This window comes from Aeromonas sp. sia0103 (assembly GCF_963895295.1).
Lineage (GTDB): Bacteria > Pseudomonadota > Gammaproteobacteria > Enterobacterales > Aeromonadaceae > Aeromonas > Aeromonas encheleia.
Window position 1 is genome coordinate 258,099 of sequence record NZ_CAWQKG010000033.1, and the last position, 23,470, is coordinate 281,568.

Sequence of the window (23,470 nt, forward strand, 5' to 3'; positions counted from 1 at the left end):
CCAGCGATTCGCGGCGCCCACCGCCATTTGAGCCGAAAAAACTGCGGCCCCATGACGGATTATCCGCCCTGCTGCCCGCGCAGCTGACCCCTCTGCCTTGCCGCTTGGCCGGCTGGCACCTCGTCTGCCGGGTGTCTTATGGTGTCTCAATCTTCTTGTTTGATGGCATATGAGAACGATATTTCAACACCCAGGCCGGATTGGGCATTGAGGCAAGGGGGAAGAGACGAGGAGAAAAGACAGGGGCTGCCCGCGAGGGAATGCGGCAGCCCGTGTTGAAGGCTTTGTTGGAGGCTCAGTCCCGGACGAAGTGATAGACCCAGCCTTCGTCCAGCGGGAAATCGGCGGGAGCCGAGACCAGCGGCGGCAGAGCCGAGACGCCTCCCCTGGCGGCATACTGCAGCGCCATCAGGGCGCAGAGGGCGGCATCATAGCGATCCGTCCCCGCCATGACATCCGCCGGCAAACTGGCCGCTATCTCGTCTCTGGCCAGGGAGGCTCTGCCACCGGCCTTGGCCAGCGCCGGATAGACCTCCAGCACGGCGCGATCGGCCAGTAGCACCTGTCTTGGCACCGGTTGCAAGTCCCCTAGCCGCGGCAGCATGGCGATCGCCAGGGTGGCGTTGTTGCCCAACCTGTCGAAGGTGGCCGAGAGCGGCTTCTTGCCATATTGCCGGTGTAGCCAGCGCTCGCAGTCGCGGTAGGCGTAAGGGTTGTCTATCTCCCGCTGCGGCACGGCGCACTCGCCTCCCCTGCCTGCCAGCAGATCGGCGAACGCCCGTGGGAAGGCGAGCGGCGCATCTATCCCCAGGGCCAGCTGCGGACAGGCCAGCACCTGCATCAGGCTCATCTCGTCTTGCAACGCCGGGCGCAGCAGTGCGTCAAGATCCGGGGCAACCCGGGAGCTCAGTCGAAACAGGGGGGAAACGCCAAACCAGTGCAGCCGCTGTTCGCGGGCCTGCCAGCCCACCACGGCCACCGCCTGGGCGTTGCCCTGCCAGCCTCTCACATCCCAGCCGATGCCGATGGCATCCATATGCTCAGTTGTCATCTCAAGATCACTTCTCTGCACTGTCGATGCTGCACAGGGTAATGGTTGCCTTCGCTAATGCAAGGCTGGGCCGCGCCTTAGAAGGATTTCTTGAAGTTGATGAGTGGCAAGATGGGGAAGATGCCGTTCTCGGCGTAGTTCGCCAGGCCGATCTGCAAGCCATCGAGATGCCTGGTGGCATTGACGAAGCCAATCTGGAAAGTGCTGCGTTCGGCATAGTTGACGAAGCCGACGTTGGCCAGGGCATTGCCCTGGGCGATGTTGACCGCGCCCCAGTTCAGCCCCCGCACGTTGTTGGTCAGGTTGACGAAGCCCAGGTTGAGCCCGGTGTCCTGCCCGCCATGCCAGTTGACTGCGTTGATGGCGACCCCGCCAAACTGGTGACGCACCCGAGCCGCACCGAAGAAGATGCCGAGCTGCAAGCCGGTGAACTGATCCACGTCGGAGAGGGCGAAGACGGGCAAGTCGATTCCCTTCACCTGCCCGGTCCGACCGTACAGGAAGGAGGCGCGCGCCCCCTCGACCTGATGGGACGCCGGCAGGTTGATGCCGGGCAGCGAGATCTGGACCGGGGTACTGGCCTGGGCGGCGCCACAGAGGGCCAGCGTACCGCTGCCAAGCAGCAGGGTGAGCGATTTCATCGGGGATTCCTTGAGGATCTGAGCATCGGGGCAGCCTACCAGTGCCCGCCCCGGGGTTCGAGGCCGCGCCGGCGGCGCTGCGTCACAGCTCGTCTGAATCCACTCTCACCAAAGACAGCCGATAAATACAGATGAAATTAAAATTCAAACTGAAATTAACATTTCTGTTATTTACATCAAACCACATTTTGTAACAATATAGTTAAACGTGTGTTTGAACAGAGCAAGCAACACGTGACCATGGATGACAAGTTGTACCCACTCAGGGCCAGTTGGCTCATAACAATACAGTTCTGCCGAAATGGAGACGCATGATGAATATGGACATACTCAAGAGCTTTACCGAGCAGATGCAAGGCTTTGCCTCCCCCCTCACCCGCTACAACCAGTTGCTGGCCAGCAATATTGAACAGCTGACCCGACTGCAACTGGCCTCCGCCAACGCCTATGCCGAGCTGGGCCTGACCCAGTTGCAGGCGGCGGGCAAGGTGCAGGATGCCCAGAGCCTGGCCGCCCTCGGCACTGTGCAGCTGGAAACCGCCAGCCAACTCTCCCGCCAGATGCTGGATGACATCCAGAAGCTCAACGCGCTGGGGCAGCAGTTCAAGGAAGAACTGGACGTGCTGACCGCTGATGGCATCAAGAAGACCACGGGCAAGGCCTGATAACCCTGGCTGCCCGTTCGGGCAGCCACATCTCCCCATGACTCGATATGACGGGCTAGTCCCGCCACGAGCGTGGGTGAAGGAGAGAACATGAGCCAATCATCGTACGGCCCGCTGTTCGAGGCCCTGTCCCACTATAACGACAAGCTGCTGACCATGGCCAAGGCCCAGACCGAGCGCACGGCCCAGGCCCTGCTGCAGACCAATCTGGACGATCTGGGCAAGGTACTTGAGCAGACCAGCCAGCAGCCCGGACAACTGATCCATGCCCAGATGAACTGGTGGCAGGATCAGCTCAAACTGGTGCAGCACACCCTGCTCAAGAGCGCGGGTCAGGAGAGCGACCCGGTGATCCAGCCGGAGCAAGGGGATCGCCGCTTCAAGGCCGAGGCCTGGAGCGAGCAGCCCATCTACGACTATCTCAAACAATCTTATCTGCTGACGGCCAAACACCTGCTGGCGTCGGTCGATGCGCTGGAAGGCGTGCCCCAGAAGAGCCGGGAGCGGCTGCGTTTCTTCACCCGCCAATATCTCAATGCCATGGCCCCCAGTAACTTCTTGGCGACCAACCCTGAGCTGCTCAAGCTGACCCTGGAGTCCGACGGCCAGAACCTGGTGCGCGGGCTGGCGCTCTTGGCCGAGGATCTGGAGCGCAGCGCCGATCAGCTCAACATCCGGCTGACCGACGAAGCGGCCTTCGAACTGGGCCGGGATCTGGCCCTGACGCCGGGTCGGGTAGTGCAGCGCACCGAGCTCTACGAGCTGATCCAGTACAGCCCGAGCACTGAGACCGTGGCCAAGACCCCGGTGCTGATCGTGCCCCCCTTCATCAACAAGTACTACATCATGGACATGCGTCCCCAGAACTCGCTGGTCGCCTGGCTGGTCGCCCAGGGGCAGACGGTGTTCATGATCTCCTGGCGCAACCCGGGGCCGGCCCAGGCCAAGGTCGATCTCGACGACTATGTGGTCGACGGCGTGCTGGCCGCCCTGGATGGCATAGAGGCGGCGACCGGTGAGCGGGAGGTGCACGGCATCGGCTACTGCATCGGCGGCACCGCCCTGTCGCTGGCCATGGGCTGGCTGGCGGCGCGCCGTCAGAAGCAACGGGTGCGCACCGCCACCCTGTTCACCACCCTGCTGGACTTCTCCCAGCCGGGCGAGCTCGGCATCTTCATTCACGAGCCCATCATAGCGGCGCTGGAGGCCCAAAATGAGGCCAAGGGCATCATGGATGGGCGGCAACTGGCGGTCTCGTTCAGCCTGCTGCGCGAGAACAACCTCTACTGGAACTACTACATCGACAGCTACCTCAAGGGCAAGAGCCCGGTCGCCTTCGATCTGCTGCACTGGAACGGCGACAGCACCAACGTGGCGGGCAAGACCCACAACAGCCTGCTGCGCCGTCTCTACCTCGAGAACCAGCTGGTGAAGGGGGAACTCAAGATCCGCCAGACCCGGATCGATCTCTCCAAGGTGAAGACACCGGTGCTGCTGGTGTCGGCCATCGACGATCACATCGCGCTCTGGCAAGGCACCTGGCAGGGCATGAAGCTGTTCGGTGGCGAGCAGCGCTTCATCCTGGCCGAGTCGGGCCACATCGCCGGCATCATCAACCCACCGGCCGCCAACAAGTACGGCTTCTGGCAAAACGATGCCCCCTGCGAGAGCCCGGAGGCCTGGCACGCAGGTGCGACCCACCAGGGCGGCTCCTGGTGGCCCGAGATGACCGCCTTCATCAAGGCACGGGATGAGGCGTCGGAGTCCATCCCCGCACGCGAGCCCGGCGAAGGCCTGGCGGCGGCCCCCGGCAGCTACGTCAAGGAGCGCCTCAACCCCATCTTTACCAAGGCAGCAGAAGAGGTAACAACATGAGTGCAGCAACAACCCCCCTGTTCGTCGGCCAGAAGGCCAGCCTGAGCAAGCGGTTCGGGCCGGCAGAGGTCGGTGCCTTCGCCGGCTTGTCGGAGGATTTCAATCCGCTGCACCTGGACCCGGTGTTTGCCGCCAGCACCCCGTTCGAGCGCCCCATAGTCCACGGCATGTTGTTGGCCAGCCTCTTCTCCGGGCTGTTGGGCCAGCAGTTGCCGGGGAAAGGGAGCATCTACCTGGGGCAGACCCTCTCCTTCAAGCAGCCGGTGTTTGTCGGGGAGGAGGTGCTGGCGGAGGTCGAAGTGATCGCCATTCGCGATGACAAACCCATAGTCACCCTGGCTACCCGCATCTTCACCCAGAGCGGCGCCCTCGCCGTGACGGGAGAAGCCGTGGTGAAGTTCGCCTGAGATAATCAGGGGCTATTCCCTGATCCTTCAGCCCGGCCCTCGCCGGGCTGAATTTTTTGCCTTGCGCCGAATCCCCTTTTTCTGCCCAATCCGGACCTAACCCTTTCCCTGTCGGCCCTAACTGCCTAAAATGGCCGCCCTGCCACGTCAGGCATTCATTTAAGCAAGAGGATTTTCCATGGAGACGTTTCTGCTCGAAGGCCACCCCTTCGTTGCCTTGTGTGACCTGATCAAGCATCAGGGTTGGGCCGATTGCGGCGGCGCGGCCAAGGCACTGGTCGCCGAGGGACTGGTGGAAGTGGATGGTCAGACCGAGACCCGCAAGCGCTGCAAAATCGTCGCCGAGCAGGTGGTCAACTTCAACGGCATGAAGGTCGTGGTAAAGGAAGGAATAAGCCCGGAGATCCTCTGAGCCCTGCTTGAATAAGGGCGCCGACGCGCCCGTTAGCATTCAGCTGGCCTTGATCGACAGGGTCAGCACGAAGCGCGCCATCGCCTCATCCCCGTTGAGCGACGGACAGGTGGCCACCACCTGGATGGGGCGGTTGATGCGCTGCCCCGTCGCCAGCGATTCGTCGATCATGGCATCGATCGCTTCCCCCGCGGCGCAGTCAAACTGCACATCCGCCTCGGGTCGCTTCAGAAACTCCCCCTGCACATCCTTGAAGGCGAAGTGCACCTTCTTGCGCCTCGTCCGTCCCTTCTCCATCACCAGCAGGCCCCCCACCAGATCGGCGCCGGTCGCCAGCGCGCCGAAATACATGCTGCCGAGGTGGTTGCGGGTACGCCAGCCGAGTGGAATGCGAATGCGCAGCACCTTGGCATCCATGCTCTCGATGACGGGGGAACAGAATCCGATGACGGGAATATAGCGCCAGGCAAACAGGCGCAGCGCCAGATTGGCTTTGAAGCGTTGCAAGTCCATATGCAAACTGATCCGATGAGTGAGTGTGACGGAAATGTTGCCAGCATCACACCCCATAGGCAAGCCCCCTTTTCACACCCTGTGCATCCCGTCAGGTGGTTTTCAAGCCAGAAGGGCGCCCGTTACCCCGCCCTGGACATCATCGGTGAGCGAAAAGCAGGCCCGATATTGAGCACTCGCACACCCAATTACCATGGGCAAACAGCACTGTTTCATTTTCGCCAAGGTACTTTTCCACAGATGAAGGAGGGATTTCATTTATGTGGAAAATCGTAAAACGGGGCGCCATAACCCCGATGGCGAGCATGGTCAGCCCCTCTCTTCCCTTATTTTTAAAGCTTGGCGCCACTGTGTCAGCCAGATGACAACCCTAGCCGAATGAAAGCTAAGGACTAATTTTGTCCTCGCCGGCGCTAGTCGGCGCCCCTCAGGTCGCCACTGACATAAGTCACAGTAACTATCCGTCTCATCCCTCACTAGGCTGTTCTGGCCCGCGAATGGCCGTACGGCAACGGGCCACCTTTTCACACAACTGAGCACAAGGATAAAGAGATGGGTAACAATCAACAGTTGTTCAACGGCGGCGAGAGCGCCGGCACCTTCCAGCTCAATTTCAACAACAACCGCGCTTATGAGCTGTTTGGCCGGGAGTACCTCAAGTGCTACGCCAACCTGGCGGTCAAGGGCAAGATGAGCAAGCCGCTGCCCTCAGGCCAGCTCAGCTACGCCGTCGACTTCGCCATGGATTGCGGTTGCAGCTCGGTGCTGATCGACTTCAATCTCGCCTACAAGAAGACCTTCGGCAACCAGACACAGGCCCCGCTGTGGCGCGAGTCCGATTACGAGGCCGAGATAGTGCTCTGCCACCTGGTGCGCGAAGCCCCCGCCAGCCGTCTGAACAACCGGGATCAGTTCGCCGAAGCCGAGGCCTTCTTCAACGACGTCAACCTGCCCACCACCGCCAGGAATGTGGCAAACGATCCCTATGCCGACAAGGATGGCCTGGTGGAGTTCATCGTGGCCAACGAGCTGCTCGATGATCCCGCCGTGACGGCCAGGCTGGCCGAGCAGAAGGCCTATCTCATCGCCATCACCTCCGTGGTCACCGCCTATATCAACCGCTACGCCGAAGCCTATGGCGAGCAGTACAAGACGGATGCGGATCTCTGGGCCAGGGCCCTCGCCAAGATCCCCCTGATGGGGCCGAGCAAGATCGATCAGCAGAGCTACAGCCGCCACATCAAGGGGCTCAGCATCGCCACCGACTTCATCAACTTCATCATGGACGTGGTGGTGAGCCAGGGCACCACGGCGCTGGCCAGCTTCAACAAGTTCCTGCAAAAGCAGGGGGATGCCATCCGCTTCGGGGTGGAGAACAACAAGGACTTCTACAAGACCATCACGGTGGGCATCACAGTCGAGGTGTTCAAGGTGGGCAGCGAGCTGGTCTATGTGCCCAAGATCAAGCAGTACCGCATCAACTTCGACCGCCAGAACAGCAAGTTCACCTCCGCCTGCGCCAGCGCCGAATTTGTCGACATCTACTTCAACTACCTCTATGCCGCCAACGTGTTCGACTACGAGGCGTTGAAGGATCCGGAGATCAAGCGCGACTTCGACAACTTCATCCAGAAGCAGCGCAAGGCGCAGATTGACGAGGCGGACACCTTCTTCAACGATGACTTCCCACCCCTGCAACCCAAGCAGATCGCACGGGGCAAGGCCACGGTCTGATCCTCCCACACAACAGAGACAACACAGCCGGCATGAGCCGGCTGTTTTTTTATGGGGAGCGGGCTCAGGCCCGCTTCTCTTCCAGCCAGGCGCCCTGGCTCTGCATCTCGAACAGCTGGGCGTAGTGGCCCCCCAGCGCCATCAGCTCGGCGTGGGTGCCGCGCTCGTTCACCTGACCGCGGGAGAGCAGCAGGATCTCGTCGGCATCGACTATGGTCGAGAGCCGGTGGGCGATGGCGATGGTGGTACGACCACGGCGGGCCGCCGAGAGCGCCTGGGAGAGCGCGAACTCGGTCTGGGAGTCCACGCTGGCGGTCGCCTCATCCAGGATGAGGATGCGCGGATCCCCGACCAGCGCCCGGGCAAACGAGAGCAGCTGGCGCTGACCGGCGGAGAGGTTCTTGCCCCCCTCCTCCATCAGGGTGCCCAGCCCGTCGGGCAGGCTCTGCACGAACTCGGCCAGCTGCACCTCGGTCAGTGCCTGCCACAGCCTGGCCTCGTCGATGCCGGCGCGGCCGAGGCGCAGGTTCTCGGCCAGGGTGCCGACGAAGATGAAGGGATCCTGCTGCACCAGGCCGATGCTGCGCCGCACCGCCGCCAGGGAGAGTTCCCCCAGGGGGTGATCGTCGAAGCGGATCTGCCCGCTCGCCAGCGGATAGAAGCCCATCAGCAGGCTGATGATGGTGGACTTGCCGCTGCCGGTGTGGCCCACCAGCGCCAGCATCTGGCCGGGACGGGCGTTGAAGCTCACCTCCCGCAGCACGGATTGCTGGCCATCGTAGGAGAAGCTCACCCGATCGAAGCTGACCCGCCCCTGCAATGCGGGGCTCACTCCCCCGGTGCTCTCGCGGGTCTCGTCGAGCAGGGCAAACACCCGCTCCCCCGCCACCATGGCCTGTTGCAGCTGGTTGAGCTGGTTGGTCATCTCGATGAGCGGCTCGATCATCCGCCCCAGATAGCTGATGAAGGCGTAGAGCACCCCCACCTGGATGGCGCCATTGGCGCTCAGCCCCTCCTCAGCAAACAGCGCCAAGAGGCCGATGAGCACCATCATGTAGAACAGATCGATGAGCGGACGCAGCAGTATGCCGTTGATCTTGAGGCTCTTGAGCCGCGCCGACCAGTGCTGCTGGTTGATGTCGGCGAAGGCGTTGGCGAAATGGCGCTCCTGCACCATGGCCTGGATCACCGGCATGCCCTGCAGCGACTCGTTGAGCCGGCTGTTGATATCGGACAGCAGGCTGCGGGTCGTCCGCACCACAGGCACGCTCAGGCGCTGGTAGAGCCACATCACGGCGCCCACCGCCGGCAACAGGGTCGCGCACACCAGCATCAGCCGCAGATCCAGCAGCGCCATGGAGATGAGAATGCCGCACAAGAGCACCACTTTCTGCACCAAGAGCCCTATCACCTGCACATAGAGGTTCATGATCGCCTCGGTGTCGTTGGTGATACGGGAGATGAGGGAGCCCGAGCGATGCTTGTCGAAATAGCGGGCCGGCAGCCGGATGGCGGTGGCAAACACCTGCTCGCGCAGGGTCTGCACCACCGCCTGGGCGATGCGGTTGAAGCGCAGGGACTGCAGGTAGAAACCGGCGGCCGACAGCAGTTGCAGACCGAGATAACCCGCCCCGAGCGCCGCGATGGCCGGCCACACCAGCTGGCGCGGTGCCAGGTAGTCATCGATGAACAGCTTGATCAGCAGCGGTCCCGCCACCTCGGCGCCGGTGGCCAGCAGCAGGCAGATGCCCGCCTGGATCAGCCAGCGGGGGTAGCGAGCGCAATAGGCCAGCAGGCGTTTAATGGTTGGATTCACAGACTTGCCTCCAGCGCAGCGTTCCCAAGGAATTGACACTCTTTGCTCCCTTCTCCCCTCGTGGGAGAAGGGTTGGGGATGAGGGGAACCACTCGTCTCATCATCACGCTCACAGGCTCTCCTCCACGTCTTGCTCCAGACGCTGATAGCGAACCATGTCGGCGTACCAGCCGTTGTGGGCCATCAGGGCGCCGTGGCGACCCCGCTCACTGACGCGGCCCTGCTCCAGCACCAGGATCTCGTCCGCCTGCTCCACCGCCGTCATGCGGTGGCTGATCAGGATCAGGGTGCGTCTATGGGCCTTGAGCGCCTGCAGGATCTGTTGCTCGGTATGGGCATCCACCGCCGACAGCGCATCGTCCAGCACCAGGATAGGGGCCGGCAGCAGCAGGGCCCGGGCGATGGCGAGGCGCTGTTTCTGGCCGCCGGAGAGGGTCACCCCCTTCTCGCCCACCTCGGTGGCATAGCCCATGGGGAAGCGGCTGATGTCATCGTGCACGCAGGCGATGCGGGCCACCCGCTCGATCTCCTCCTGGCTGGCCTCGGGCCGGCCGAGGGCGATGTTGGCGGCTATGGTGGTGGAGAACAGGAACGGCTCCTGGGGTACATAGGCAAACTGGCTGCGCAGATCGGCCAGGGCCAGCTGCTGGATGGGCACGCCGCCCATGGTGATCTGGCCGGCGCTGGGGTTGGCCAGCCGCATCAGCAGCTTGAGCAGCGAGCTCTTGCCCGCCCCCGTGCGTCCCACCACCCCGAGCATGCCGCCCTGCTGCAGGCTGAAATCTATCCCCTGCAGCAGGCTGCGTTGCTCCAGCCGGTAATCCACCCCCTTCATGCAGAGGGGGAAGCTGGCCGTGAGGGGCTGCGGCGCCGCAGGATCCTGAATGTCGCTGCGCTCGGCCAGCAGGCTCTCGATGCGGGAATAGGCGGCGCTGCCGCGCTCTATGATGTTGAACAGCCAGGCGATGGCGAACATGGGCCAGATGAGCTGCCCCAGGTACATGGTGAAGCTGGTGAGCTCCCCCAGGGTCAGCTTGTCCTGCAGCACCAGGGCGCTGCCGCCCGCCACCGCCAGGAAATAGGAGCAACCTATGCAGAGGTAGATCACGGGATCGAACTTGGCATCGATGCGGGCCACCGCCATGTTGCACTCCCCCGCCTGCCGGGTCAGTTCGGCAAAGCCCTGATCCTCGAGGGATTCGACCGCATAGGACTTGAGCACCCGCACCCCGGAGAGGGCCTCCTGGGTCTTGTTGTTGAGCCTGGAGAAGGCTCCCTGCGCCGCCTTGAACTCCTTGTAGATCTGGGTCCCGAAGCGGTTCATGAAGAACGCCATCACCGGCAACGGCAACAGAGAGAGCAGGGTCAGCTGCCAGGAGTACTGGCTGCACATGATGGAGAGCACCAGGATCCCGACGATGAAGGAGTCCACCAGGGTCAACACCCCCTCGCCGGCCGTCATCTCCACCGCCTGGATGTCGTTGGTGGCGTGGGCCATCAGATCGCCGGTACGGTGACGCTGGTAGAAGTCGGGGCTCATGCGGGTGAAGTGGTGGAACAGCCGGTTGCGCAGCACATAGGCGAGCCGATAGGAAGCGCCAAACAGCATGACCCGCCACACGTAACGCAGCAGGTAGATGAGCAGGCCAAGGCCAAACAGCCCCGCCAGATAGCCCATCAGGGTGCCATGATCGAGCTCGCCCTTGGCGACCCCGTCCACCACCCAGCCCACCACCTTGGGCGGGATCACGGTCAGCAGCGCCACCATCATCAGCAAGGCGATGGCGGTCAGATAACGCCGCCACTGCTCCTTGAAAAACCAGCCAAGCCGTAGAAATACGCTCACATCAACATCCTTTCTCGCGGCGCCCAGGGGGGCCGCCGTTGGTCATAAGAGAAGCTCAATACAATCGCCCCCGAGGCGGGGGCGATGCAAATGGGGCCATCATAGCCTGAAAGCGGCCAGCTTGAGAACGATGGCTATCCGCCCCGCGTCACAGCCGCTCATCCCGCGGCTCGAACAGTATGCCGGCAGACTCCTGCTGCTCGCCGGTCAGCAGGAAATGGGACACCTGCTCCCGGGTCTGATTGAAGACTTGCTGCAACTGGATAAGCTCGCTCTCGCCCAGCTCCTCTTTCAGCCGCAACCGCCATTCCAGCTCACCGGCCAGCAGTTGCAGGCGGGAGGCGGATATGTTGGCCGACACCCCCTTCAGGGTGTGCAGCAGGCGGCAAGCCACCTCGGGTTGTTGACGGCGCAGGGCGGAGCGGATCTCCCAGAGATCGTCCTTGTGCTCGGACAGGAACAGTTTGAACAGGATCTGCAACGCCTCCCTGTCCTGCTCCAGCCGGCGCAGCGCATCCTCCAGATCCAGCACTCCCATCAGAGCCGGCGGCTTCACCTCGAGCGGTGCCCGTCGCTCGCCGTTGGCGTTCTTCACCCACTGCAGCAGGTTGTTGTAGAGATCCAGCTTGCTGACCGGCTTGGTGACATAGCCGTTCATGCCGACGCCGAGGCAGCGCTCCTTGTCCCCCGGCATGGCGCTGGCGGTCAGCGCTATGATGGGCACATCGTGTTTGTCCACCATCTTGCGGATCTGGCGCGTCGCGTCCAGGCCATCGAGTACCGGCATCTGCAGGTCCATCAAAATAACATCGAAGGGCTGCTCCGCCACCTGCTCCACCGCCTCGCGGCCATTGTCGACCACGGTGACCACCGCCTCCACCCGGCGCAGGTACTCCATGATGAGCTGCTGGTTGACCCTGTTGTCTTCCGCCAGCAGTACCCGGGTGCCGTGCAGCAGATCGCGAAAGTGCTGCTGATCGCCCTGCGCCTCGGCCTGACGCACGTTGCGATCATGGGAGCTGCCATTGAGCAGCTCATCCACCTTGGCCAGCAGCGCATTCTCGGTCATCGGCTTGGCCAGGAAGTGGGTCAGCCCCATGCTCTCCATGCGTCCGTGCAGGCCCTCCCTGGCCCAGGCGCTGGTCATCAGGACCGGCAACCGCCGCCACTGGCTGTGCTGGTACATCTCGAGGGCGAGATCCAGGCCATCCTCCTGACCCATGCGCCAGTCGAGGATCGCCAGCCGGATATGGTGGCCCTCCTCCCGCAGCACCTGACGGGCGCGGGAGATGCTGTTCACCGTCATCACGGTGGCGCCGGCCCGGCTCAGGATGTCCTTGGCCAGCTCCAGCACCAGCTCGTTATCGTCCATCATCAGGATCAGGGGCTGCTGCTCGAAGAAGACCCGCCGCCCGGAGACCCCATAGACGGCCTGGGACAGGGGGATCTCGAACTGGAAGGTCGAGCCCACCCCGGGTTTGCTCTGCACGCCGATCTCGCCTCCCATCAAGCCCACCAGCCGCTGTGAGATGTTGAGGCCGAGGCCGGAGCCGCCGTATTTGCGGGTGTTGCCCGCTTCCAGCTGGGTGAACGGCTGGAACAACTGCGCCTGCTTCTCTGGCGCTATGCCGATGCCGGTGTCGCGCACGCTGAAGCGCACCCGCATCGGATGTTGGTTGACCAGGGTGATGGCCACCTCCACCTCACCCCGCTCGGTGAACTTGATGGCGTTGTTGACCAGGTTGACCAGCACCTGGCCGAGCCGGAGCGGATCGCCGCGCAGGAAGTCGGGCACCGCCGGTGACTTGTTGATGATGACCTCGATCTGCTTGCGCTCGGCCAGATCGGCGAACATGGCCGCCAGCGAGTCGAGCTGCTCGCTCAGGTCGAAGTCGATCTCCTCCAGGGTCAGCTTGCCGGACTCCACCTTGGTCAAGTCCAGGATGTCGTTGATGAGCAGCAGCAGGGTGTCCGACGAGGATTTGATCTTGTTGAGATAGTCCCGCTGCTGCTGACTGAGATCCGTCTGCAGCGCCAGGGCGCTGAAGCCGATGATCGCATTCATGGGGGTGCGGATCTCGTGGCTCATGTTGGCCAGAAAGTCGCTCTTGGCCTGGGCCAGCAGCCCGGTATGACGGGACAGCTCGCTCAGCTTCTGATTGCGGCGCCACAGGGTGGCGGCCACCAGCGAGAAGCTGAGCAGGGCACCGCCCAGCACCATCAGGTAGAACCGGCTCTTGAGGGAGGATGCCAGATCCAGCTTGCTCTGCTTCCACAGCGGCAGCGAGTTCAACTCTTTCATCTCGATGATCTGGTTGCGCAGGCGGTGATACTCCATCACCTGGCGATTGAGCTCCTGGCTGAGCTGATTGATCGCCATGACCTGGGGCTGCTGCCCATAGCTCTCCTTGATGCGCTGCTGCAGTTGTTGCAGCTGACGCTGATCACTCATGTCCCAGCTGCGTCTGAGATAGTGGCTGAGCCTGACCAGATCGGTGAGATCGTTGTGCAGCGCCGTCTCCCGCGGCATGGTCGCCGTCAGCGACTTGAGCTGGCTCTGGAAGCGGGGCTCCAGGTATTCGATGGTCATCTCCATGGTATAGAGCTTGGCCAGATCGAGCAGGTAGCCATCGATGTCCCGCTGCAACGCCTGGGACTTGGGATCATCGGCCGAGTCCGGATCCTCGCGCACCCGGCTCACGAAGTTGTCGAGGCTGCTGGACAGCTGGCTGAGCCGCAGCTGCACGCTGCCATCGCTGGCCTTCTCGCGGCCCAGCAGATAGACGGTGTCGGTATTGATGCGGTTCAAGACCAGCTCCGCGGCCACACTCAGCTCGGAGGCGCGTTGTTGCTGGCTGAGCAGTTGCCAGCAATAGGTCGAAAACGCCAGCAGCGATATGATGATAAGGCTCAGGACAACGCGATTGACGCGTGCAACACTCTTCATCCCGTCTCGATTCTCATGTCATGGCCGGCCACCCGGTGACAGATGCCACCGCAGAAAGCCAACTGTGAAAAATAACTGACGGCTATGTTACCGTTAGTCAGTTCTATATATGCAATAAAGATGTTGCCGGGCCTTATGGAGGAATCAATTATGTCACTTATCACCACCTATTGTAGCCACTGCTTTACCCGCAACCGCCTGCCCAGCGATAAATTGGATTCAAATGCTAACTGCGGTCGCTGCCGCGCCGCGCTGTTCGGCGTCACCCCCCTGGTGGGGCGCACGGCGCAGTTCGACATCCTGATCGGCTCCGACATCCCGGTCGTGGTCGATTTCTGGGCCAGCTGGTGCGGCCCCTGCCTGCAGTTTTCCCCTGTCTTTCAGCAAGTTGCCAAGGAGCTCGAGCCGCGTATCCGCTTCGTGAAGGTCGACACCGAACAGGAGACAGCCATCGCCAGCCGCTATGCCATTCGCAGCATCCCCACCCTGATGGTCTTCAAGCGAGGCGAGATCCTGGCCCAGCGCAGCGGCTCCCTGCCCCCCAGCCTGTTGCGGGAGTGGCTGCTCTCCCTGACCAATAGGGACGAATGATAAATAATTGTTTAATTTGTGTTTATGATTAGATCCATTTTCACTTGACTCTGTGAGTCGCGACATGGTTTGACGACTTCCCCCTGTTTCAAACGGGGGGATAAATGTAACCTCGGCAACACAACAACAACCATAAATTAACCGAGAGAACAACATGCATACCTCTGCAGTCCCTTCCGCCCCCTCACGCTGGCTGGACATCAAGGCCGGGATCGTCATTCTCGACGTCCTGCTGCTCTGTGCCATGCTCGCCTGGCTCCCCTTTGACCCCATGGTCAACAAGGGGCTCGGCATCCTGATCTTCATCGCCATCCTCTGGCTGACCGAGGCGGTGAACATCACCATCACCGCCCTCGCCATCCCGGTACTCGCCACCCTGCTCGGGGTGTTCGACATGAGCAAGTCGCTGACCGACTTCGCCAACCCTGTCCTGTTCCTCTTCTTCGGCGGCTTCGCACTGGCCGCCGCCCTGTCCAAGCAGGGGCTAGATACCCAGATCGCCGCCAAGGTGATGCAGCTCGCCAAGGGCCACCTCGGCTGGGGCGCCATCGTGCTCTTCACCATCACGGCCGCGCTCTCCATGTGGATCAGCAACACCGCCACCGCGGCCATGATGATGCCGCTCGCCCTCGGCATGCTCAAGGGTCTCGATATCCACAAGGAGCGCCGCACCCTGGTCTTCGTCCTGTTGGGTGTGGCCTACAGCGCCAGCATCGGCGGGATCGGCACCCTAGTCGGCAGCCCCCCCAATGCCATCGCCGCCGCCCAGATGGGCCTCGGCTTCACCGACTGGCTGAAGTTCGGCATCCCGGTGGTGCTGATCTTCATGCCGGTGGGCATAGGTCTGCTCTATTGGGTGACGCGCCCCAACCTCTCCCATCGCGTCAGCACCGAGCAGGTCACCATCCAGTGGACCGGCCAGCGCAAGGTGACCCTGCTCATCTTCCTGGCAACCGTGCTGCTGTGGATTGGCTCCCAACCCATCGCCGCGGCGCTGGGCGGCATTCCCCAGTTTGATACCCTGATCGCCATGGCCGCCATCCTGGCCATCGCCGTCAGCCGGGTGGCCAACTGGGACGACATCAACCAGAACACCGACTGGGGTGTGCTGCTGCTGTTCGGGGGTGGCCTGACCCTGAGCTCCATCCTCAAGCAGACCGGTGCCAATGCCTTCCTGGCGGAACACCTGTCCAGTGCCCTCTCCACCATGCCGATCTTCATCATCCTGTTGTGCCTCGCCGCCTTCGTGGTGTTCCTGACCGAGCTGGTGTCCAACACCGCCACCGCCGCCCTGCTGGTGCCCCTGTTTGCCGGTGTGGCCGAGGCGCTGGGTGTCTCTCCCATAGTGGTGTCGGTGCTGATCGCCGTCGGCGCCTCCTGTGCCTTCATGCTGCCGGTGGCCACGCCGCCGAATGCCATCGTCTTCGCCAGCGGCCACATCCAGCAGCGCGAGATGATGCGGGCCGGCCTGGTGCTGAACCTGGTGTTCACCGTCATCCTGACCCTGCTGGCCTATTTCTTTGGCGATATCCTGCACTGAGAGGAGAAAATACCCTCCCGCTCGACAAGGCCCCTGACGGGGCCTTTTTTATGTCTGCTATCTCCTGCCCCTCTGCCCCTAGACCGCCTTCCACTCAAGCTCGCCCTCACCCGCCATGGGTGGAGCTGGTGCGCTCGGTCGCGTCAACGCAACCTGTTATCGGTCTGGCCTCTCCTGCCCATGACCCTGCCTCCGCTTGCCGCCTTCGACTCAAAACCGCCGCCAGCGGCCATGGCGGGGAGCACACTAGTGCGCAACGGGCACAAAAAAACCCCGCGATGCGGGGTTCTTTCATATCGGGCGTTTATCAGCCCACGTTGCAGCTCTGCAGGCTCCAGATCTTGTCCACGTAATCCTGGATGGAGCGGTCGGAGTTGAACTTGCCCATGGTGGCCGAGTTGATGATCGCCTTCTTGGCCCAGAGCGCCGGATCCCGATACCAGGTATCGATCAGCTTGTGCGCGTCCGAGTAGGCGGCAAAATCGGCCAGGGTCAGGTAGGGATCGCCCCCTTCCAGCAAGGAGCGCTTGATGGCGGAGAGCTCGCCCGGACGACCCGGCGTGAAGTAATCGGTATCGAACCAGTCCAGCACGGCCTTGAGCTCGGAGTTGGCATAGTAGAAGTCGTACGGGTTGTAACCGCGCGCCTTCAACGCCTTCACCTCGTCCACGTTCAGGCCGAAGATGGCGCAGTTCTCGACCCCCGCCTCCTCCGCGATCTCTATGTTGGCCCCGTCCAGGGTGCCTATGGTGATGGCGCCGTTCAGTGCCATCTTCATGTTGCCGGTACCGGATGCCTCGTAACCGGCGGTGGAGATCTGCTCTGAGACATCGGCGGCCGGGATCAGCTTCTCGGCCAGGCTGACGCGGTAGTTCGGCATGAACACCACTTTCAGCTTGCCCTGGATGCGGGCGTCATTGTTGACCCGCTCGGCCAGCTTGTTGATGGCGTAGATGATGTCCTTGGCCAGCTTGTAACCGGGCGCCGCCTTGGAGCCGAAGATGAACACCCGCGGGTGCATGTCATAGTCGGGGTTCGCCAGCAGGCGACGGTAGAGCGCCATGATGTGGATGAGGTTCAGCTGCTGGCGCTTGTACTCGTGCAGGCGCTTGATCTGCACGTCAAAGATCGCCTCTGCGCTGACATCGATGCCGGTCTCGGCCTTGATGACCTTGACCAGCTTCTCCTTGTTGTGGCGCTTGATGCGCATGAACTGCTGCTGGAATGCCTGATCGTCGGCAAACTTGGTGACGGCACGCAGCTTGTCCAGTTGCAACGGCCACTCCTTGCCCACCACTTCGTTATAGAGCTCGGCCAACTCGGGGTTGCAGGCCAGCAGCCAGCGCCGGGGGGTCACGCCGTTGGTGACGTTGCACATCTTCTGGGGCCACAGCTCGGCATACTCGGGGAAGAGATCCTCCTTCACCAGCTTGGAGTGGATCTCGGCCACGCCGTTGACCTTGGAGGAGCCGATCACGCACAGGTTGCCCATGCGCACCTTGCGCACGTCCCCTTCCTCGATGATGGAGAGCTTGGCCTTGATGGCATCGTTGCCCGGCCACTTGGGCTCGACCAGCTCATCCAGGAAGCGGGCGTTGATCTCGTAGATGATCTCGAGATGACGGGGCAACACCTTCTCGAACAGGCTGACGCTCCACTTCTCCAGCGCCTCCGGCAGCAGGGTGTGGTTGGTATAGGAGAAGACCCGATAGCAGATGCCCCAGGCGGTATCCCAGTTCAGGTCTTCTTCATCCACCAGCACCCGCATCAGCTCGGGGATCGCCACGGTCGGGTGGGTATCGTTGAGCTGAATGGCGATCTGGGCGGCAAAGTTGTCGAAGTTGCTGCCATGGGCCCGCTTGTAACGGCGCATGATGTCCTTGATGGAGCAGGCACAGAAGAAGTACTGCTGGATCAGACGCAGCTCCTTGCCCGCATCTGTCTCGTCATTTGGATAGAGCACCTTGGAGATGGTCTCGGCCTGGGCCTTCTCCGCCTGGGAGTCGATATAGCCGCCGGCGTTGAACACATCCCAATCGAAGAACTCGGAGGCGCGGGACTCCCACAGGCGCAGGATGTTGACGGTGTGACCGCCAAAGCCCACCACAGGGATATCCCAAGGCACCCCTTTGATCTTGCGACCGGCGTGCCACACCTTCTTCAGGCCGCCGTTGTCACCGAACACCGTCTCGACGTAGCCGTACAGCGGGATCTCCTGCACGGATTCCGGGCGGCAGATCTCCCAGGGGTTGCCATATTCGCGCCAGGAGTCCGGGCGCTCGATCTGGCGGCCATCCTGGATCTCCTGGCGGAACAGGCCGTGTTCGTAATGAATGCCATAGCCCACCGCCGGGTAGTTCAGGGTCGCCAGGGAGTCGATGAAGCAGGCGGCCAGGCGACCCAGGCCACCGTTGCCGAGCGCCATGTCGGGCTCTTGTTCACACAGGTCGGTCAGTTCCAGACCGAGTTCACCAAGGGCCTCTTCGCAAACTTTGTACAGGGAGAGGTTATGCAGGTTGTTGGAGGTCAGGCGCCCCATCAGGAATTCAGCAGAGAGATAATGAATGGCACGAGTATCTTTCTTGAAGTGAGTCTGCTGAGTGCGGGTCAGGCGCTCGTACACCTGTTCGTTGACGGCGGCCGCGGTCGCTTTCCACCACGCTTCTGGCGAGGCTTTCTGTTCGCTTGTCCCCAAGGTAGAACGCAGGTGACGCACGATACTCGCCTTGAGCTGATCTTTATCCAGTTGGAGATCCTGGTCTGTCTTCTTCTTGGTAGCCATAAACCATTTTCCTTCGTTACAAATAAAAAAATGTTATCCCATTCGGGACCGGCGCTGTTGTTATCTCAGAATATGTTCCGGCGTGGGAATACTAGCTAAAGCCGATGCTTCAAACGTTAACATGAGTCACACTTTAACGCATGAAAATGACAGTTCAAGCATGAAAACCCTTTCCTTAAACTTGCCTGAATGAAATAAAAATAACGATAAAAATCATCATGTTGCTTATTAATGAAAAATATACATCCATGAATAGGTTTTCAATGATTGCCAGTGGCTGAAAATACGTGAAAATAACCCCAATGACGGCGCTCGTTGAAACCGGTTTCAATAATCGACGGAGCCACGCATCAATTAAGAGAAGGTGCCCCGGTTGGGGCACCCTCCGTGACCGAATTAGCCATGAGCCTTGAACTGATTGCTCATGGGATCATAGTGATAGCCAATCTGCTGCAGGCGCGTGGCCAACTGATCCTCTGTCATGTCGTAGTAGGCCAACAACTCTTCCAGTCCATCGCACTCCAGCCGCAGCTTCTCGTTGATGATCCCGAGCAGAATGTTGGCGTCCAGCCGTTGCAAGGTGCTGACATCCATCTTGGTCTCTCCTCTTCCCATACATACTGTATAACCATGGGCGCCTGCCCTGGCTTTGTCCATAGCGCAAAAAACACCCAATTCGGTTTGAATGTAAATTTCCTTTTTATTCAATTAACTAGCTCATCGCCTTGTTAATCCGCTCACATTTTTGACCATAAATGACTTGTCACTGGCACGAGTTACAACTACTGTATGCACATACAGCATGGTTATTCATACAGGAAAAACATATGAGCCAGCCCCTGAGTCACCGCCCCCTCGCTTCTACCCTCGGCCTGATCACCCCCTGGCCCACCCGCCATCAGGGCAAGGGAGAGCACGATCACCGGCTGGCGACCCATGCTCATGGAACCCAGTTGCTCGACGAACTGGGGCGGCTGAGTCAGGACAAGGGGGGCTGGATCCTGCTCATAGCCCCGCCGGGCTTGCCCGTCGCCGAACAGTTGCAGGCACAGGGGATCGATCCCGCCCGGGTGCTGGTGGTGCACGGCGCCAAGATCAAGAACTGGCAACGCATGCTGGAGCAGAGCCTGGGCAATGGCCACTGCGCCGCCGTGCTGACCTGGTTACCCGAGCAGATCGCCCTGGATCGCGCCAGATTGAACAAGCTGGGGCAACGCTTCGGGGTGCTGACCCGCTTCTTCGAACCCAAGGGTGCCCTGCCCGCCCAGAGCGGCCCCCTCTGCTACGGCGGGCAGGATGTCTACCTCAACCATTGAGAGTCGGCAGGGCGCGATAGGCGTCGCCTCGGAATGGGTTATTCCAACTCCCCTCACATCCTGCGGACACGAAAAAGGCGACCCTGGGGTCGCCTCTTGTCACATCGGTTTTTATCACGGCGGGGCTTGCCACGAGGCGTGCGCCCGCACAGGGTCATCACCGAGAGGATGACCCTCGCCATCCCGGATCAGGAGAGCTTGACATCCAGCTCGGCGATCCTGGCCGACCAGTAGGCCGGGCCGGTTTCATGGATGTTGTTGCCCTGGGAGTCGACGGCCACTGTCACCGGCATGTCTTCCACCTCGAACTCGTAGATGGCCTCCATGCCCAGATCGGCGAAGGCCACGACTCGCGCCTTCTTGATGGCTTTCGCCACCAGGTAAGCGGCGCCACCGACGGCCATCAGGTAGACGGCCTGGTGCTCCTTGATGCTCTGTACCGTCTTGGGGCCCCGCTCGGACTTGCCGATCATGCCGATGAGGCCGGTCTCGCCCAGCATCATGTCGGTGAACTTGTCCATCCGGGTCGAGGTGGTGGGGCCTGCCGGGCCGACCACCTCGTCACGCACCGCATCGACCGGGCCCACGTAATAGATGAAGCGGTTGGTGAAGTCGACCCCTTCCGGAAGCCCCTCACCCTTCTTGAGCATGTCGGCGATGCGCTTGTGGGCCGCGTCGCGACCGGTCAGGATCTTGCCGGAGAGCAGCACGGTATCGCCGCTCTTCCAGCTGGCGAGCTCGGCCTTGGTGATGCCATCGACGTTGACCCGGCGCACATTGCCACCCGCCTCGCGGGTGATCTCCGGCCAATCGCTCAGCTTCGGCGGCGTCAGCTCGGCCGGGCCAGAACCATCCAGCTCGAAGTGGACGTGGCGGGTAGCGGCGCAGTTGGGGATCATCACCACCGGCTTGGAGGCGGCGTGGGTCGGGGCAGACTTGACCTTCACGTCCAGCACTGTGGTGAGGCCACCCAGCCCCTGGGCACCGATCCCCAGCTTGTTGACCTTGTCGTAGAGCTCGACCCGCAGCTTCTCTTCGGTGGTCTCGGGACCACGGGCGATCAGCTCCTGAATGTCGATGTGCTCCATCAGGGCTTCCTTGGCGAGCACCGCGGCCTTCTCGGCGGTACCGCCGATGCCGATACCCAGCATGCCGGGCGGGCACCAGCCAGCCCCCATGGTCGGCACCGTCTTCAGCACCCACTCGACCACGTCATCGGAGGGGTTGAGCATCACCATCTTGGATTTGTTCTCGGAGCCGCCGCCCTTGGCCGCGATGCTCACCTCCACCTTGTTGCCTTGGATCATGTCGATATGCACCACGGCCGGGGCGTTGTCCTTGGTGTTCTTGCGGCTGCCGGCCGGATCGGCAAGCACGCTGGCACGCAGGGGGTTGTCCGGATTGGTGTAGGCGCGGCGCGTCCCCTCATCCACCATCTCCTGCACCGTCATGTCACTGTCCCACTGCACCTGCATGCCGATCTTGACGAAGCAGGTGACGATGCCGGTGTCCTGACACAGGGGACGGTGCCCCTCGGCTGACATGCGGGAGTTGATCAGGATCTGGGCCAGGGCATCCTTGGCGGCCGGGTTGATCTCGCGGTCATAGGCGGCCTTGGCGGCCTGGACGAAGTCGAGGGGGTGGTAGAAGGAGATGTACTGCAGGGCGTCGGCAATGGAATCGATAAAGTCCTGTTTTCTAATGATGCTCATATCATCCTCACTGGTCCTTGTCTTCGCAAACGCGAGCAAGGGCTTCCATATGAGCCGGGCTCTCGGCCTGCGAAAAGCGTCGCGGGGCCGAGAGACAACGGCGTGTTTTTTCTAAAAATTCCGGCGGCTATGATACGCTTGAGCTCCCGTACCGGCTAGGGAGCTGGGTGCAAACTGTTGCCTGTGTAACAAAAAATGAAACCAAGACTGCATATCCACCATTTCGACCCGCAAAGATCGCTCCACGAGCTGTTTGGCCGGTTGCAACCGCAACCCTGGGCCATCTTGCTGGAGTCAGCCGGTGCCCAGGGCGCCGACAACCGCTTCGACATCCTCAGCGCCGATCCCCTCGCCACCCTGGAAACCCGCGGTGCCAGCACCTGTCTGCGCCGGGGTGACCAGACCGAGCAACATGATGGCGATCCCCTCAGCCTGCTCGCCAGCACCCAGCGCGCCTTGCTGGGGGAGCTGACGCAGGAGGCCTGTGCACTGCCCTTTATCGGCGGTGCCCTCGGGCTCTTTGGCTATGATCTGGGGCGGCGGTTCGAGCGTCTGCCAACGCAGGCCCGCGCTGACATCCGGGTGCCGGACATGGCGGTGGGGATCTACGACTGGGCACTGCTGCGGGAGGTGGCGAACGGCGCCTGGCAGCTGGTGCATTGGGGGGACGAAACGGGGCTCGCCAGCCGGCTGCAATGGCTAGAGGCGCAGCTGGCGCAAACGGCGCAAACGGCGCCCCCCTGTGCCTCGCAAGAGGCCTTCTCCTTGCAAGGGCCCTGGCAGAGCAACATGAGTCGGGCCGAATACGGTGAGAAATTTGCCCGCATCCAGGCCTATCTGGCGGCGGGGGATTGCTATCAGATCAACCTCACCCAGCGCTTCAGCGCCCTCTATCGAGGGGATGAGTGGTCCGCCTATCTCAGCCTCAGCGCGGCCAACAGGGCCCCCTTCTCGGCCTTCATCCGGCTGCCAGAGAGTGCCATATTGAGCCTGTCGCCGGAGCGCTTCCTGCTGCTCGACGGCCGCCATATCGAGACCAAACCAATCAAGGGGACCCGCCCACGGCTTGCCGATCCGCAGCAAGATCAGGCCAGTGCCCTCGAGCTGGCCAGCGCCGACAAGGACAGATCGGAGAACCTGATGATCGTGGATCTGCTGCGCAACGACATCGGCAGGGTGAGCCGCCCCGGCAGCGTCAGCGTACCGCACCTGTTTGCGGTGGAGTCCTTCCCCGCCGTGCATCACCTGGTCTCCACCATTCATGGCGAACTGGATGCCCGCTGGCAGGGGGTGGATCTGCTGCGGGCCTGCTTCCCCGGCGGCTCCATCACGGGGGCGCCCAAGATCCGGGCGATGGAGATCATCGAGGAGCTGGAGCCCCAGCGGCGCAATGCCTATTGCGGCAGCATCGGCTACCTGAGCCAGCACGGCCGGATGGACACCAGCATCTGCATTCGTACCCTGATCGCCGAAGCCGGACGGCTCCATTGCTGGGCGGGGGGTGGCATCATCGCCGACTCGGACGCAGACAGCGAGTATCAGGAGACCTACGACAAGGTCGCCCGTATCTTGCCGCTGCTGGCTGCCCTGCGCCAGTGACGGCCCCTTGCACCGCCCACGGG

General features: G+C 61.9%; 18 protein-coding genes. 9 read left to right on the plus strand and 9 right to left on the minus strand.

The window, feature by feature from the left end:
* Window positions 1-295: 295 nt before the first annotated feature.
* Both AACW18_RS12545 and AACW18_RS12550 read right to left on the minus strand, forming a co-directional pair.
* Window positions 296-1,051, minus strand: coding sequence for a DUF429 domain-containing protein (locus AACW18_RS12545; RefSeq protein WP_218388847.1), 756 nt, complete (start codon window positions 1,049-1,051; stop codon window positions 296-298).
* A 77-nt stretch (window positions 1,052-1,128) separates the two neighbouring features.
* Window positions 1,129-1,692 carry a VC2662 family protein gene (locus AACW18_RS12550; RefSeq protein WP_218388848.1) on the minus strand — a complete coding sequence of 188 codons (564 nt, stop codon included), beginning with the start codon at window positions 1,690-1,692 and terminating at the stop codon, window positions 1,129-1,131.
* Between the two features lie 314 nt (window positions 1,693-2,006).
* Here AACW18_RS12550 and AACW18_RS12555 point away from each other — a divergent pair, with 314 nt between their 5' ends.
* The 4 genes from AACW18_RS12555 (at window position 2,007) to ybcJ (ending at window position 5,051) form a co-directional block, all read left to right on the plus strand.
* Window positions 2,007-2,357, plus strand: coding sequence for a phasin family protein (locus AACW18_RS12555; protein ID WP_218388849.1), 351 nt, complete (start codon window positions 2,007-2,009; stop codon window positions 2,355-2,357).
* 90 nt (window positions 2,358-2,447) lie between these two features.
* Complete coding sequence (locus tag AACW18_RS12560) at window positions 2,448-4,232, plus strand: class I poly(R)-hydroxyalkanoic acid synthase (protein WP_218388850.1); 1,785 nt, start codon at window positions 2,448-2,450, stop codon at window positions 4,230-4,232.
* On the plus strand, window positions 4,229-4,639 hold the full coding sequence (locus AACW18_RS12565) for a MaoC family dehydratase (protein ID WP_218388851.1): 411 nt from the start codon (window positions 4,229-4,231) through the stop codon (window positions 4,637-4,639). Before AACW18_RS12560 ends, AACW18_RS12565 begins: the two co-directional genes overlap by 4 nt.
* A gap of 178 nt (window positions 4,640-4,817) precedes the next feature.
* Window positions 4,818-5,051 (plus strand): ribosome-associated protein YbcJ, encoded by a 234-nt coding sequence (gene ybcJ / locus AACW18_RS12570; RefSeq protein ID WP_218388852.1) that lies wholly within the window; start codon window positions 4,818-4,820, stop codon window positions 5,049-5,051.
* Between the two features lie 39 nt (window positions 5,052-5,090).
* Here ybcJ and AACW18_RS12575 read toward each other — a convergent pair whose 3' ends face one another.
* Window positions 5,091-5,564: a DUF4442 domain-containing protein gene (locus AACW18_RS12575; protein WP_218388853.1), complete on the minus strand. Its 474-nt coding sequence runs from the start codon at window positions 5,562-5,564 to the stop codon at window positions 5,091-5,093.
* A 552-nt stretch (window positions 5,565-6,116) separates the two neighbouring features.
* On the opposite strand from AACW18_RS12575, the gene AACW18_RS12580 reads away from it, so the two are divergent.
* Window positions 6,117-7,298: a hypothetical protein gene (locus AACW18_RS12580; protein WP_218388854.1), complete on the plus strand. Its 1,182-nt coding sequence runs from the start codon at window positions 6,117-6,119 to the stop codon at window positions 7,296-7,298.
* 64 nt (window positions 7,299-7,362) lie between these two features.
* Here AACW18_RS12580 and AACW18_RS12585 read toward each other — a convergent pair whose 3' ends face one another.
* The 3 genes from AACW18_RS12585 to AACW18_RS12595 all read right to left on the minus strand — a co-directional run bounded on the left by AACW18_RS12585 (window position 7,363) and on the right by AACW18_RS12595 (window position 13,907).
* The gene (locus tag AACW18_RS12585) at window positions 7,363-9,114 is read right to left on the minus strand and encodes an ABC transporter transmembrane domain-containing protein (protein ID WP_218388855.1); all 1,752 of its coding nucleotides are present in this window, start codon (window positions 9,112-9,114) and stop codon (window positions 7,363-7,365) included.
* Between the two features lie 109 nt (window positions 9,115-9,223).
* Window positions 9,224-10,960 (minus strand): ABC transporter transmembrane domain-containing protein, encoded by a 1,737-nt coding sequence (locus tag AACW18_RS12590; protein ID WP_218388856.1) that lies wholly within the window; start codon window positions 10,958-10,960, stop codon window positions 9,224-9,226.
* A 148-nt stretch (window positions 10,961-11,108) separates the two neighbouring features.
* A complete protein-coding gene (locus AACW18_RS12595; protein WP_218291275.1) occupies window positions 11,109-13,907 on the minus strand; it encodes a hybrid sensor histidine kinase/response regulator in 2,799 nt (932 codons plus the stop codon).
* A gap of 150 nt (window positions 13,908-14,057) precedes the next feature.
* Here AACW18_RS12595 and trxC point away from each other — a divergent pair, with 150 nt between their 5' ends.
* A complete protein-coding gene (trxC, locus tag AACW18_RS12600; protein WP_218291274.1) occupies window positions 14,058-14,498 on the plus strand; it encodes a thioredoxin TrxC in 441 nt (146 codons plus the stop codon).
* Window positions 14,499-14,652: 154 nt separating this feature from the next.
* The gene (locus tag AACW18_RS12605; protein ID WP_042652289.1) at window positions 14,653-16,038 is read left to right on the plus strand and encodes an SLC13 family permease; all 1,386 of its coding nucleotides are present in this window, start codon (window positions 14,653-14,655) and stop codon (window positions 16,036-16,038) included.
* A 307-nt stretch (window positions 16,039-16,345) separates the two neighbouring features.
* Here the strand turns inward: AACW18_RS12605 and AACW18_RS12610 are convergent, their stop codons facing one another.
* Window positions 16,346-18,820: a glycogen/starch/alpha-glucan phosphorylase gene (locus AACW18_RS12610; RefSeq protein WP_218388857.1), complete on the minus strand. Its 2,475-nt coding sequence runs from the start codon at window positions 18,818-18,820 to the stop codon at window positions 16,346-16,348.
* Between the two features lie 396 nt (window positions 18,821-19,216).
* Window positions 19,217-19,414, minus strand: coding sequence for a DUF4250 domain-containing protein (locus AACW18_RS12615; RefSeq protein ID WP_005323525.1), 198 nt, complete (start codon window positions 19,412-19,414; stop codon window positions 19,217-19,219).
* 233 nt (window positions 19,415-19,647) lie between these two features.
* Here AACW18_RS12615 and AACW18_RS12620 point away from each other — a divergent pair, with 233 nt between their 5' ends.
* The gene (locus AACW18_RS12620; RefSeq protein WP_218388858.1) at window positions 19,648-20,136 is read left to right on the plus strand and encodes a cell division inhibitor; all 489 of its coding nucleotides are present in this window, start codon (window positions 19,648-19,650) and stop codon (window positions 20,134-20,136) included.
* Between the two features lie 188 nt (window positions 20,137-20,324).
* Here the strand turns inward: AACW18_RS12620 and AACW18_RS12625 are convergent, their stop codons facing one another.
* Window positions 20,325-21,848 (minus strand): fumarate hydratase, encoded by a 1,524-nt coding sequence (locus tag AACW18_RS12625; RefSeq protein ID WP_218291270.1) that lies wholly within the window; start codon window positions 21,846-21,848, stop codon window positions 20,325-20,327.
* Between the two features lie 195 nt (window positions 21,849-22,043).
* Here AACW18_RS12625 and pabB point away from each other — a divergent pair, with 195 nt between their 5' ends.
* A complete protein-coding gene (pabB, locus tag AACW18_RS12630; protein ID WP_218388859.1) occupies window positions 22,044-23,447 on the plus strand; it encodes an aminodeoxychorismate synthase component I in 1,404 nt (467 codons plus the stop codon).
* The last annotated feature ends 23 nt before the right edge of the window (window positions 23,448-23,470 follow it).

Bases quoted from the DNA above. Each gene is read 5' to 3' on its own strand.
- AACW18_RS12565 (WP_218388851.1), top strand. From the start codon at position 4,229: ATGAGTGCAGCAACAACCCCCCTGTTCGTCGGCCAGAAGGCCAGCCTG.
- trxC (WP_218291274.1), top strand. From the start codon at position 14,058: ATGTCACTTATCACCACCTATTGTAGCCACTGCTTTACCCGCAACCGC.
- AACW18_RS12580 (WP_218388854.1), top strand. From the start codon at position 6,117: ATGGGTAACAATCAACAGTTGTTCAACGGCGGCGAGAGCGCCGGCACC.
- ybcJ (WP_218388852.1), top strand. From the start codon at position 4,818: ATGGAGACGTTTCTGCTCGAAGGCCACCCCTTCGTTGCCTTGTGTGAC.
- AACW18_RS12625 (WP_218291270.1), bottom strand. From the start codon at position 21,848: ATGAGCATCATTAGAAAACAGGACTTTATCGATTCCATTGCCGACGCC.
- AACW18_RS12560 (WP_218388850.1), top strand. From the start codon at position 2,448: ATGAGCCAATCATCGTACGGCCCGCTGTTCGAGGCCCTGTCCCACTAT.
- AACW18_RS12550 (WP_218388848.1), bottom strand. From the start codon at position 1,692: ATGAAATCGCTCACCCTGCTGCTTGGCAGCGGTACGCTGGCCCTCTGT.
- AACW18_RS12595 (WP_218291275.1), bottom strand. From the start codon at position 13,907: ATGAAGAGTGTTGCACGCGTCAATCGCGTTGTCCTGAGCCTTATCATC.
- AACW18_RS12605 (WP_042652289.1), top strand. From the start codon at position 14,653: ATGCATACCTCTGCAGTCCCTTCCGCCCCCTCACGCTGGCTGGACATC.
- pabB (WP_218388859.1), top strand. From the start codon at position 22,044: ATGAAACCAAGACTGCATATCCACCATTTCGACCCGCAAAGATCGCTC.
- AACW18_RS12545 (WP_218388847.1), bottom strand. From the start codon at position 1,051: ATGACAACTGAGCATATGGATGCCATCGGCATCGGCTGGGATGTGAGA.
- AACW18_RS12615 (WP_005323525.1), bottom strand. From the start codon at position 19,414: ATGGATGTCAGCACCTTGCAACGGCTGGACGCCAACATTCTGCTCGGG.
- AACW18_RS12610 (WP_218388857.1), bottom strand. From the start codon at position 18,820: ATGGCTACCAAGAAGAAGACAGACCAGGATCTCCAACTGGATAAAGAT.
- AACW18_RS12620 (WP_218388858.1), top strand. From the start codon at position 19,648: ATGAGCCAGCCCCTGAGTCACCGCCCCCTCGCTTCTACCCTCGGCCTG.
- AACW18_RS12555 (WP_218388849.1), top strand. From the start codon at position 2,007: ATGAATATGGACATACTCAAGAGCTTTACCGAGCAGATGCAAGGCTTT.
- AACW18_RS12575 (WP_218388853.1), bottom strand. From the start codon at position 5,564: ATGGACTTGCAACGCTTCAAAGCCAATCTGGCGCTGCGCCTGTTTGCC.